8 protein-coding genes are annotated in these 12,744 nt (G+C 54.1%); 2 read left to right on the plus strand and 6 right to left on the minus strand.

Annotated elements, in window-relative coordinates:
* Positions 1-270: 270 nt before the first annotated feature.
* From J3U06_RS07560 to J3U06_RS07580, 5 genes are all read right to left on the minus strand, one after another.
* The gene (locus J3U06_RS07560) at positions 271-1,311 is read right to left on the minus strand and encodes a LacI family DNA-binding transcriptional regulator (protein ID WP_267400921.1); all 1,041 of its coding nucleotides are present in this window, start codon (positions 1,309-1,311) and stop codon (positions 271-273) included.
* A 219-nt stretch (positions 1,312-1,530) separates the two neighbouring features.
* Positions 1,531-2,418: a carbohydrate ABC transporter permease gene (locus tag J3U06_RS07565; protein ID WP_051354109.1), complete on the minus strand. Its 888-nt coding sequence runs from the start codon at positions 2,416-2,418 to the stop codon at positions 1,531-1,533.
* Positions 2,415-3,371, minus strand: a complete 957-nt coding sequence (locus J3U06_RS07570) for a carbohydrate ABC transporter permease (protein WP_267444795.1) — start codon at positions 3,369-3,371, stop codon at positions 2,415-2,417. Before J3U06_RS07570 ends, J3U06_RS07565 begins: the two co-directional genes overlap by 4 nt.
* A 144-nt stretch (positions 3,372-3,515) precedes the next feature.
* Positions 3,516-4,871 (minus strand): ABC transporter substrate-binding protein, encoded by a 1,356-nt coding sequence (locus J3U06_RS07575; protein WP_121914843.1) that lies wholly within the window; start codon positions 4,869-4,871, stop codon positions 3,516-3,518.
* Positions 4,872-4,979: 108 nt separating this feature from the next.
* Positions 4,980-6,815: a glycoside hydrolase family 36 protein gene (locus J3U06_RS07580; protein WP_267442705.1), complete on the minus strand. Its 1,836-nt coding sequence runs from the start codon at positions 6,813-6,815 to the stop codon at positions 4,980-4,982.
* Between the two features lie 141 nt (positions 6,816-6,956).
* On the opposite strand from J3U06_RS07580, the gene J3U06_RS07585 reads away from it, so the two are divergent.
* Positions 6,957-7,085, plus strand: a complete 129-nt coding sequence (locus J3U06_RS07585; RefSeq protein ID WP_267444796.1) for a hypothetical protein — start codon at positions 6,957-6,959, stop codon at positions 7,083-7,085.
* 353 nt (positions 7,086-7,438) lie between these two features.
* Here the strand turns inward: J3U06_RS07585 and J3U06_RS07590 are convergent, their stop codons facing one another.
* Entirely contained in the window at positions 7,439-9,775 is a 2,337-nt protein-coding gene (locus tag J3U06_RS07590; RefSeq protein ID WP_267444797.1) for an Ig-like domain-containing protein, read from the minus strand.
* Between the two features lie 1,646 nt (positions 9,776-11,421).
* Here J3U06_RS07590 and J3U06_RS07595 point away from each other — a divergent pair.
* Positions 11,422-12,339, plus strand: a complete 918-nt coding sequence (locus J3U06_RS07595; RefSeq protein ID WP_267444798.1) for an alpha/beta fold hydrolase — start codon at positions 11,422-11,424, stop codon at positions 12,337-12,339.
* Positions 12,340-12,744 lie beyond the last annotated feature (405 nt).

Raw genomic sequence — 12,744 nt, forward strand, 5'->3', positions numbered from 1 at the left:
TTTCCTCTGTTCTCTGCCGAAGCTTCACCCGGTCACGACTATGGGCCGGTCACGAAGTAGACGGAGCGCTTGAACTGTGATCCGCCTCCTGGGTGGGCGAGCGACCTTCAGCTGCATCGACACGCCTTTATGCCACGATTTCAGTTAATCATTTATGACGTGTTTCTGTGGCTGTACATGCGCGAACTGTCGAATTTGCCGCATAACCTGACTTGTTTTGCGGCGTGTATTTGCAGGTGGTATGGGAACGGATTCCCATACCTCGTGTTACTACGATCTAGGAACTCCGGTCGACTCTCGTTCGATCAGGTGGCCTGGCAGCTCCACCAGCTTGTTCCAGTCATCGGTCCTGCCCCGCCCTTGATCGATGTCATCAATTTCTGTTTTCAATAGGTCGAAGGCCTTTTCTCCGGCCTTGAAGAAATCCTGATGGATCGTCGTCAGTGAGGGATTCCAGATCTTGGCAATGGGGTGATCGTCAAAGCCTGCTACTGATACATCTTCGGGCACTCTTCGGCCCACATCGTTGAGGCCTCGGATGATGCCCATGCCGATCTCGTCATTGCCGGCGAAAATGGCGGTGACCTCAGGTTTTCGTCCCAAGGCTGACCCTATGCGCTTGCCGGACTCAGGATCCCAATCAGCCTTTATGGGTGCTGGCGCCGGCACCCCGGCATCTTCACAGGCGGATCTCCAACCGGCTAGGCGGCTGTACCCGCCAGCACCGCCGGGAATGCTGACGTGATACACGGTTTTATGTCCCAACCCCAACAGATAGGAGGTTACCGCATACCCTCCGTCGCGCTCCTGCATGGAAATTTGAGTGACATCCGATTTCCGGTTGCCGGCAATGAGGATGATGGGCAGATCCTTGTTCACGTAGGCGAAGGCATCGTCGCTAACCTGATCGTAATCAAGGAGCACGATGCCTGCCGGATTCTGATCCAGAATCGATTGGATGCGCTGGCGCGACTGCTCGCCCGCCTCTGGGCTCAGAACTCCGATATTCAGTGTGTATCCAGCCTTTTGCGCTCTTTCCTCAATGCCGAAAATGGTCTGCGATTGACCGAACAGAGTGGTATTCGTCGATAGAACAGCGATGGTTTTGGTCCGTTCCTTGACCAAGGCTCTAGCAATGGGGTTGGGGCGGTAGCGCAGGAGCTTCACTGCCTTGGCGATTCTGTCGCGTTTTTCCTTGCTGACCCGTTCTGGGCTGTTGAGGTACCGGGACACAGTAGGAACCGAAACCTGGGCCAGGACAGCAACATCTTTGATTGATGCCGGTTTATTGTGATCGACTGTCCTAGCCATAGCAACTCCCATACCCATATGCCGCCTTATGCCTGACCATCGGATGGGATTAATACATACCCGCAGAATCAGACTGACGGACCGGCATCTGTTCGTCCGTCCTTTTGGCCGACCTCCACTGCCGAGCAGTTTCCGGCCACTTCATAGTACATGAGGAGGTCGAACGCAGACGGCGTCATGCTGATGCCTTGCCGCCAGTGTCCGACCTCTTGTTTTGGACTACTTTACTGCTCCACCAGTGATGCCCGAGATGATCTTACGCTGTGCCAGTGCGAAGATGATCAACAGCGGCAGGCTCATCAGAATGATGTAGGCGAAGATCAGATGCCAGTTGTTCAAGTACAGACCTGCAGAGGCAACGTTGTAAAGGTTCAGCGGCAGCAGATCCATCTTGCCGGACAGTATGAAGAGCGAGTAGAAGACGTCGTTCCAGATGTAGAGGGTGACCAGAATGGTTGCCGTGGCGAGCGTCGGTCCCAGGAGGGGGAGGATGATCGTGAAGAATATCCGCATAGGACTGGCCCCGTCCATGCGTGCGGCCTCTTCAAGAGAGATCGGTATCGTCCGGATGAATCCAGTGACGAAGAAGATGACCGTAGACAGGTAGATTCCGACGTAGACTCCGATCATTCCCAGAGCTGTTCCTGATAGGCCGATGATCTTGAGCAGCATCATAACGGTCACCACTGCCGGCGGCAGGACAAGGCCAGAGATGGAAAGGGCATACACCACCGTCATTGGCTTGGTGGCTCGACGGGCAAGTACCCAGGATGCCATGGAGCCCAGCAAGAGAGCCAGGAAGACCGAGGGCACCGTTACGATCACCGATCCGAAGAAAGCCTTGATCATTTTGCCATCGGTGATGACAGTCGAGAAGTTCTGCAAAAGCTGCCAATGGCTGGGCAGGCTCATCGTGGGGCGGATCGCCTCGGCCTGGCTTTTGCCGGCTGTAACAATGAGAAGCCAGAAAGGGACACCCAAGAGTATCAGCATGACCAGAACCACCAGTACTGCATGGACGATGGTGCCGGCTTTGGATCGCTTGTTCATGGTTGTGTTGCTTTGGGCCTGGGTGGCCGTATCCGGCGTGTAGGTTGCCGATGTCATAGGATCTTTGCCTCTCTTCTCCGCAGGTAGATGATCAGGGGGATGGCGATGATCATCACCATGACAAACAGAACCAGGCTCATGGTTGTCGACTGCGAGTAGAGTCCCTGACCGAAGGTTCTCCAAATAAAGATGTTCAGTATTTCCGTAGATCCGCCAGGTCCTCCTGCTGTAGTCGCTTGGACAATGTCAAAGCCGTTCATGGAGCCCAGGAGTGATGTGGCGACATTGAAAGTAAATGCCGGAGCCAGCAGCGGGAACTTGATCTTCCAGAATATCTGGCTTTTGCTGGCGCCATCAATGCTTGCAGCTTCCAGAACGTCCGAATCGATGGTCTTGAGTCCGGCCAGGAAGATCAGCATGGACAAGCCCATCCATTTCCATCCGTGGATTGCTGCGACAAGAATGATGGTCCATGTGGTGTTACCCAGCCAAGCCAGGTCGATTGTCCGTCCCAGGAAGAAGGAGAGTATCTGATTGAGGGCGCCGTCAGATTTGAGCACTGCCTGCCATATGTAGCCGACCGCCAGGGCCGACATGATGACTGGAACGAAGAACATGACACGAGCAAACCTGTTGAGGCGGGTGTCTTCTTCGAGAAAGACCGCCAGGATCAACCCGAAGGTGTTCTGGAATATAGCTACGAGAATGGCGTAGACCAGGGTGATGCGCAGGTCTCGCATCAAGGTGCCCGAGCGGAACAGATCGACGAAATTACGTACCCCGTTGAAATCAATCGTCTTGCCAAAGGCCGACCAGTTGGTGAAGGCGTAGATGAAATTCATGATCGTCGGAATGAAGAAGAAGATCAGCAGAACCACAAATGCCGGAATGACGAATTGCAGCGGGTAGTTCTGCTTCATAAGCGTTTTGATGGGATTGACGGGGGTGATCGATCTGTTCCTTCTTCGCCCTCCGTGAGGTGTGACCCCCTCGGTTGCATGGTTTACCATACTTATCTGCTTTTCCTTCCATGAGATGGGCATCAGGATCAGGAGCGCCGGCCCTGATGCCCATCCGATGTCGTGCATGATGACCGCTTCCGGCTGTTGCCTTGGTGCTGGCAGCTGCCGGAAGCAGGATAAAGACAGGAGCCTTTAGAAGTTCTTGGCCCCCTGTGCTTTAGCCAATTGAGCGAACTGGTCCTGGGTCGCCTTGGTCACATCCTGGGGCGACTTCGTGCCGTTGACCATATCGGCCAAATTGATGTAAAGGTCAGGATTGGCTATGGCCAGAGACTGCATGGAGCCTACGCCGGTCTTGATCGCAGCTGCGGAATCAATCAAGGCTTGAGGAACCGAATTAGGAGACTTAACCCCCTTCAGTACGGAGATGATCTTCTGGTCTTTGACGAAGTCTGCGTATCCGGTGCTCATCCAGTAATTAATGAACTGACGAGCGGCGGCCTCCTTCTTGCTGTCTTTGCTCTTGAAGGCCACCAGCGCGTTGTTCTGTTCGGGGATGATGGTTCCGACATTCCCATCCTTGGAAATGGGGAAGAATCCGATTCTTTCGTCCAAGGCCTGTTTATCATTCTTGGCCAGAGCAGCCACGGCGTTGAACAGCGAATTGACCTGGATGATCATTCCGGTCTTGCCGTCCCAGAGCGCTGCAGCCTGGTCGGTGTCCTTGGCTGATCCTGCGTCCTTGTTATAGAGGCCCTCATCGAAGAGCTGCTTGTAGTTGTCGACTGCGGTCTGAACAGTCTTGTCGGTGAACTTCTCTTTTCCGGTATTGATGCGGTCCCAGAGGCCGTTCTGAGCCGCCTCGGCCAGTTGGACGGATACCGCGTACTGGGTACCCCATTGTGAGCCTGCCATTTCGAACAGGGGGGAGTTCACGCCGGGGACATTGGCCGCTTTGATCTTCTTGGCAGTCTCGACTAGATCGTTCCAGTTTTTAGGTGTCTCGGTGATGCCGGCCTTCTTGAAGACTTCCTTGTTGTAGAAGACGCCCTCAACCGGTGGGGTGGAGAAAAGAGCCGCATAACGAGTGCCGTCCACCACGCCACCTGCATCGGCGATGCCTTGGGTGTAGTTCTTCACCCAAGGTGCATTATCGAGCTTTTGCAGCTTATCTTGGGCGATAAAACCAGCCAGCATGGACTTGGTGGGCTGCCAGAAGGCCAGGTCGGGTGTATCTCCAGTCGTGATCTTCGTCTGGACATTCTGCTCGTACGGATCAGGGATGGTCTGGACATCGATTTTGGCACCCGTAGCCTTCTCGAAGTTCGAGACCACCTTCAGCGGAATCTTGTTGGAGTTCTGAGCCACCCACATTTTCAGCTGAACCCCGTCGAGTTTCTGCGTTGCCGATGGCCAGTAATCCTTAGAGCTTGTATCGGCACTGTCACTGCTGCCAGTCGAGGGATTCGAGCACCCGACCAGAGAGAAAACCATCGCACCCGTCAGGGCGATGGCCGCTCCGACTCGTGTTGTGTTGAATATCTTCATTGAAATTCCTTTCCTATGTTCCACGATCCTTCGTAGAACCTTCTGCCCATCATGAATGGCTACTCGGAACCCCCCGGTTTGTAGGTGTTGACGCCTGCCGGTAATTCCTTAAAGACGACTTTGACCTTGGGCCTCCTTTCTCGTGATCAATATGGTTCGGGACGTGAATCGACGCTCTGGCGCTTGCAAACGCAGCTTGGCATTGTTCGGGTCCCAAAGGATTTTCCATGGTGCGAAGCGTTCGCCTGTGGGGAAGATGGTATGAACATCAACGGCTGAGTCGGCGAAATCAGGCAAGGATAGAACCACATTGCTTTCTTTGCCGGCGGGGTCTCGAGCCCACACCGTCACCAGTGCGCTCTGGTCATAGCGAAGACCGAGGGCCAATGCCTTGTCTGTCCATCCGGGCAGTCCCATGGGCCAAAAAGGAACAGCTCTGGAAACGATGGGCTGTATATGAAGCTTGTAGGTCTGTACGGCCTGGGCGATCAGGTTGCGCTGGTCCTCACCCATGGCATTGAGAAAGCCCGAAATGAACAATCTGCCCAGCATGCTGGTGTTCAGGTTGAAGGTGATCTCCTCCAGACTCATGGAAGCTTGTGGATAGGCCCAGTTGGCCGTTTGCTCCGGCACGGTCATCATGGGTGAGGATGCCGCGATCGGTGGATAGAGACGATAATCCTGCTGATCCGAAGTTGATTGGACGCGGAAGTGACTGGTCTGCATGAAGTCTTCGCGCATGCCGCCCGAGGAGCAGTTCTCAAGAATCAGGTCTGGGTAACGCTTATGTAAGGCATCCAACCAGTCACAGTAGGCCCGGTTGTGGCCTAGAAGTCCATCTCCCAGGCTATCGGCTTGATTGTCGGTGCCTGCTCCGGGAGAGACGTTGTAGTCGAACTTAAAGTAGCCGATGCCAAATTCGCCGATAAGCCTGTCAATTACCGAGTCCATGTACTTGCGAGCCTCATCAGCTCGAAAGTCGAGTAGATAACGGTCCTGTTCGACCACACGTCGACCATTGCGTTGGAAGAAGGCCGCGTTTGGCAGTGCGGCGGCGATAGGGCTACGCACGCCCACGACCTCGGGTTCCATCCACAGGCCGGGAACCATGCCGCGCGAGACGATGGCATCAATCACCTCGGCGAATCCCCCTGGAAAGCGCGTCGTGGAGGGTTTCCATTCGCCCACCGAAGGCCACCAATCGCCGGAATCGTCATACCAGCCGCAGTCGATGCAGAAGACTTGGGCGCCCACTTCAGCTGCGCTGTCGATCAGTGGAAGCAGCTTCTCTGTGGTCGGGTCACCGTTGATGGTATTCATGTAGTCGTTGAAAACCACTAGTGGATGTTGGTCCTTGGCCACGTGCGTGCCGAAAGTCCGCCGATAAGCGATCAGGGAATCGTAGGCCGATTGAAAGGAAGAGGCCAGAGTGACCGATGCCGGCACGGACGTAAAACTTTGTCCCGGCGCAAGGCATTTTGACCAGGAGTGATCTTCGTTTGTGGGTCCGGATAAAGCCATGTATCCATCGACGGTATAGTCGCCGACCTCCCATCGCCAAGCTCCGTTGTGCTCGACTTGGAAAATCCAAGTGGCTGTATGGCTCTTGTTGCATAGGACCGCGAGCGGAGCCTGGCGACCAGTTGACCAGGTGCCTGTGGAGATTGCTTTGTACTCGTTGCGTGGATTGTTTCCGGTCAGCTCCTGAGAGAGCTGAGGGAAGAGATCCTCGGTATTTTCAGAGCGCCAGCGGTTTTCGCCCAACCAGGCGAAAGCGCCGTGAAGAAGTTTCCAGCCGCTTGCATCTTGCTGCCCTCCGGGCGTGGATCCGAACAGACTGACCCAGCTGGTGACTGATTCGAGGCTGATCGGGCGGTTTCCGATGTTGGTCACTGTTACAAAGGTCCGGAACATGGTCTGATTCGTAGGAAGTTGATAGGTCACGTCAGCTTGAAGACCGGCGGTACAGTTCTTCATTCGTACGTGTAACGAATTGATACCGTTTTCAGATTTGTCAGAATGATGAGAAACGTATCGCATGCCAGCCCCGATTGAAGTGCTGACCAGCCTTTCGCAGGCAATCCAATGACCGAAGCCAGCGGCCATGATCTCCACAAGGGGCAGATTGTCGTCGATCCTCATGTCCACATCATCCGACGTAATCCGACCTATGCTGACTGGAGCGTCGTCATCCCAATGGAAAAACAAGGATAGACGATTATTGCCCCATTGAAAGTCATGTGTCATGATGTCCTCTGCCATATGATTACAGCCAAGTCGGGTGTCGGTGGAGATCGTGGTGACCGATAACCGCAAACAACCTTCCCTGCTTATTTGCTGATCGCCTCTCTGCGGTCTTGGAGAATGTTCATATCCCTATGGCCACGAAGGTCAATCCCTAAAAACACAGAGTAATTTGAAAACGTTATCGAGTCAATTAAGCGTGTCGTTTCTGTCGGGTTGTAAGTGTGTCTGCCGGCGATGCCGGTCTTCCTGTGGCTATCGCACTGGGGAATGGCCACAGGAAAGCCGTTAATTCGACCAAGCCTCACAGTATGCACAGTATGTCATGACTGTTTGCCGTGAGAATGCTGGATCATCATGAAGGTCAGAACGGAAGTTCCTACAAGCACGATGGTTGTAAGGAGGATGAGCGTAACTGCAGACCCTGTGGATGAAAGTCGGAATTCCTGACCTTTTTGTCCTGCTGCTTTCGCGCTCGACCTAGGCTTAGCTTTTGAATCGTTCGCGGTCGACGCATCTGCGGATGTCGCCGGAATCACCTGAAGACGGAAGGACGAGCTGGCACTTCCGGAACTTGCTGTGATCGTGCAGTTGCCAACCTCAAGGGCAGACAGCATGCCTTGGGGGTCTACCGTTGCTATGCGTGGATCCGATGTGGACCAGGTGATGGCGGCATCAGATGAACTCTGCGAATCTGTGGCGGTCAACTGCAATTTCTGGCCCTTACGCAGTGTCATTCGGCCCTGAGCCAGGCCGGGGGCATGGATGGTGACTGAACCTGGTTCTGATGGGTGGGACTCTAGGTCTTCGGATGCCGGCGTCCCGATGATTTCAGGGTAGAAAATCAGGGAGTCGATATTCGGTGCCACTCCCCAGGAGACAGCGCCTCTGCCCGTTCCAGCCGGATCCCAGTTCCCCAGTGATAGGGCCCCTCCATTCGTGGATACCTGCAGCGAGCGGTTCAAGAAGCTTCTGTCGGAATAGGTATACCTAAACGAACCTCTGGCAAGTTCGGGGCCGTGGCCATCCCCCTGGCGGATTTGCAGTCCGAGGTCCACGATTTGCGGGTTGTAGTCGTGCCTGCCGATGAAGGCATCGTTGGAGAATCTGACGGCCACCATATAGTCCCCACGAGGAACCGTGCCTGCCGGAATGGTCATGATGCCGGGATTGTGCGTATTCACCTTTGGTCTGTTGTTGCTATTCTCAACCACTACACGGGTGCGATCGCCGTATCCGGCTGGGCCGCTTTCAGCAGTGGTGAACTGATTCCCCAGGCCGATCACGTATTGGTGGTTTTCGGCATTGGACGAATTCTCAGTGATCGCGCTCGCCCCGCCGTTCAATTGTTGATCCTCTGCCTGAAGGGAGATGGCAGAGTGACGCAGATCCTTGGATGCGGCGACCTGAACATCGCGTAGACTCACGCCTGTTCCCGAAAGGTCCAGACTGTTGATGCCTTCACTCAGTGCCACCTCAAGACTGGTCGATTGCAGACCTGAGTAGGCGGCAGTGATTCCCGGGAGGATTTTTCCATTCATGTTCAGGGCAATCGGTGTTCCTTTGGCGGCCCGATAGACGAGTTTGATCGTGTGGTATCCCTGGGACCAGCCGTGGATGAAGGCATGAGCATGGCCTGATCGAAGTTCGGCGAACCCGCGACTGCCTTCATTGGAGAAATCGAGCGAGGCTCCGCCGGCAAGGCGAAATTGCGTAGCTGGGTAGTCTACGGCATCACTGGTTCCATCGCGATCCTCGGGAATCCTGTAAAGGAGGAACTTGTCAAGGGTGTTATCCAAGGCCGTCGATCCATGGATACTGATGATGTGTCGTCCTTGAGTAAGGTTCATCTCCAGCTGAGAGCTTCCCCTATACAGCCATTTCGCAGCATCTTTCATGGCAAGTTCGGCGTGATAGTCTAATTCACCAACGGCTTTGGAGTCCACGCTGACCTTATTAGTCCCTGGGAATCCAGTGTTTCCGCTGATTACCTGCAGCCTGTATTTGCCGTCAGCAGGGGTTTGGACTTCCCAGTCAGCTGTGGCCCCATCCTTGAAGTTGCCGACATCACCGTTGCCGGACGTCATGAAGTAGCTCCACCCATTGCCCGAAGGTGTTTTGTCGTAAGCACGGGCGCCGCCGGATAATTTGGTCCGTTCAGCTTCTGTGACTTGGAGATTTCGACCCAATTGGTCATCTGTGCGAAGTGACCGGTCCTGGTGTGGCGTGACGACGAGTTGATATGAGGCATACCGGTCCACACTGGTCGTGGTGACATCGAGTGTGCCATTGCGTACCTGAGCATTTGAGAGCGCATTGACCACGCGGGGGGTTGCAGCGATGCCGTCTGGTCCCGTAAAAGCATTCTCGCGCACTTCGACATCCACTGTGGAGCCAAACCCTGCCTTGTCTAATCCCGTCAGTTGCACGGTCACTGGAATGTTGGCTCCGGTATTCTTCACCTGATCGGCGTTCTCGTCGTTGGCGCCTCCGTATAAGACTGTTCCCTTATGGTTGGCGGTATCCAATGCCCCGATGCCTTGGAGCGAGTCGATTTTGTCGCGGTGATCGGAATCCACCTGAACAGTTTGATCTCCTCTCAGGTCTCCATACCATTTGAACTGCCACCAGCCTGCATTGGCAGCATTGGCATTGGCCATATTGTCTGATAGGTTGCCTGCATAGTTCCAGTAGGCGGTCTCGGCTTGGACTTTGGTGTCCTCGAACATGCTCATCCATTGCACAAGTTGACCAGGTACGGACATGTCGCGTAGCTCTCCGTACTCGGTGATGTTGATCTTTCTGGCGGGCACGCCGATGTCGTGTTCCAAAGCACGGTAATTCGCGTAGTGGGTCCGATAGTTCTGCAGGCTTTCTTTGCCCAGCTCATGCCAGACGAAGATATCCGGTAGGGTTCCCACTTCCTTGGTGTGGCGCAGAAAAGCTTCTGATCTATTCTGCCTGAAGGATGAGTCCCCAGGGCCGGCTATGCGGGCGTGCGCTGCTGTGGGGTGCACCTTGCTTGGTTTTTCGCCGGTTTTGTATTGTTGCCAGATGGTTTGTATCAGTTGGCAGTCTGCGTCCCAGTCGTTCAGGAAAGTTGTTTTGAACAGCGGGTTCTGGGCATCATCGCCCGTGTAGTACCAGTTGCCTCCGTCTGGCTCGTTGAAGGGGATGAAGGTGTATTGGTCAGGATGCTCTGATTGGGACAATATCTTATTGACGACGATTTCGATGACTTCGCTATAATCCCAACGTCCATTGGACTGATCGCTGTAGGTGCCATATCTGGGATCGCTGACAGGCACATTGGTTACATATGATCGGTCATCTCCCGGGCGTGAACCATGGTTATAGGACCAATCTGGGTAATAATCCTGCATGTATACGGCCAGTTCTCGTCCTCCATTGGCAAAGAACTGGCGCTCCAAGGCCAGGGCGTCCCCGCTGGGGTGTTGGGAGCCCGTTGGCGGTTTCTGTGAAGAATTTTCCACACGGGCGCCGTCGAGAATGGCATCTGTCGGCGATCCTTCGTCGCCTAAACCGTACAGGGTTCCTGAGGCTCCGCCGAGGAAGTCCCCGGTTGTCTTGCCCATATCGACTTTGAGGACTTGTGCTGGTTTGGCTTCATCGGCGTAGGCCGCTGGCAGAACGCATGTTCCGATCAGCAGGCTCGCGCTCGCCGCTAATGCTATAAGTGTCTGATATTTTCCCATGATGCGTTTCTTTCATCGGAATGCGAAGCAATCGCTCGATTCGGATTGTTCAGGACCCGATTGAGTGATGCCGAGAACTACATTGTTCACGCGTTGGCCGTCTGATTCTCAAGAGCAAGGTCATAATCGGCTGGGGTGCGCTGATATGTACAAGGCTCCTTTCGTTTTATTACTGGTCCCTCTTGTTGAATTCTTGCCGGTGACATCATCGACACGACATAAAACAGTATATTATGAAAACGTTCTATCGTCAAACACTGGTAGATCATAAAGCTCTATATTGCCTAAAACATATCCTATTTGATATTGTGCTCTTGATACCTAGATAACGTTCTCACTATTTGGATGCAGCTAGCTATTTGCAAGACCATCGGATAGGGAAAGAAGATTAGGCAATTTCAGGGAAGAAAAGCCAGCTCTGTTTCTGCGATGATTGATTCGCCGGTTTACAGATATGCTTAAGCAGCAGTCAATTATATTGATACACGAGTCAAGAAATATGCGAACCGTGCATATACTTATACGCCGGGTTTTATCTCATTAAAGGTGATTTCAGCGCACGCTGGATGAGATATGGATAAAATGATTCCATGACTGGTCGCACCGTGGTAGTTCCCAGCCGCTCCCGCCTGTATAGGACGCAGATCAATGGCACGCACCTGGTATTCTCGATGAATCCGGCACCGCGTCGTGCTCCTATCATTCTTTATTTGCATGGTGGCCCAGGCGATGCTTGCATTCCGTTGACCATGCGGTACAACGCGGCATTGGAACGCGATTTCCGTTTCATCAACCTGGACCAGCGCGGCAGTGGGTTGTCCTACCATCCTTTTATCCCAGGCGAAGCAGTAACCATCGATTCTATAGTCGAAGATGTTCACCAGTTCGTGCTAAAGCTTCTTCGCGCCTATGGGCAGGATTCCCTGATCCTCATCGGTCATTCCTGGGGCAGCGTCCTGGGGCTGGAAATGGTGAAGCGCTATCCCTCGCTTGTCCGCTGCTACATCGGCCTCGGACAGGTTGTCAGTATGCATGCCGCTCTTCGGTTAAGACAAAATTGGGCCCAACAGCATTTAGGCCACCGGCTCAGTTCGATTGTCAGCGGGGAGAGCGGGATTGCCGACTTGGTGCTGATGATTGATGAGTTGCTGTCTCGCGGCGGGGCTGCCATGCTGTTCGGATTCCTGGGACGGATCATGACCTACCTGCGCTCGCCGTACTACAACTGGTCGCGTCTGCTTAACCAAGCCAAGGGGGTGGCTCAATCCCGGGCGCGCTTGGATGCTGAGCTGGAGCAGGTCGATTTCAGCGGGCGGACCTCTTTCGGGGCGCCCGTCTATTTCATTAGCGGCAGGTATGACCGTCATCTGCCGGGTAGTCTGGTTGAGCAGTTCGCCGATGGGTTGGAGAGCCCGCATCGGTTCATCTGCTTTGACCAGTCAGGGCATTGCCCGCAATGGGATGAGCCTGAACGGTTCGCGGCGACTGTTAAATCCCTCTGCCTGTAGCACGCTATTGATAAGCAATGGTTGCCTCGTCGCACGCGCTCATCCGCATGGTGGAAATACTTCCTGCGAACGACTAAATCTACTAACATTAGGCCTTGAAGATATTGGTATGAGCCTCGCTGAAGAGTGCACGGGGCTCCTGGATAGGCGAAGGCCGATGAAACGGGGAACATGTCGATGAAAGTCGACACGCCGTAAAAGCCCCGGAATCATTGGGTTCCTCCGATATTTTTGTATACCAATTTGCGGGACAACCTAAGTTCGTGTAGGTTTACTTCTTGCTGCCCGGCAGTGTTGAGTTCTCTTCGGAGGGCTTGGAATTGTTGGTGTGGTGGTGGTTTGAGAACTCAAGAGCGTGTTTGTGCTACTTATAGCTTTTTGATTGCCAGTCCGATGCCCGCCCGG

It is taken from the genome of Bifidobacterium sp. B4142 (assembly GCF_026537325.1).
In the GTDB taxonomy this organism is placed as follows: Bacteria; Actinomycetota; Actinomycetes; order Actinomycetales; family Bifidobacteriaceae; genus Bombiscardovia.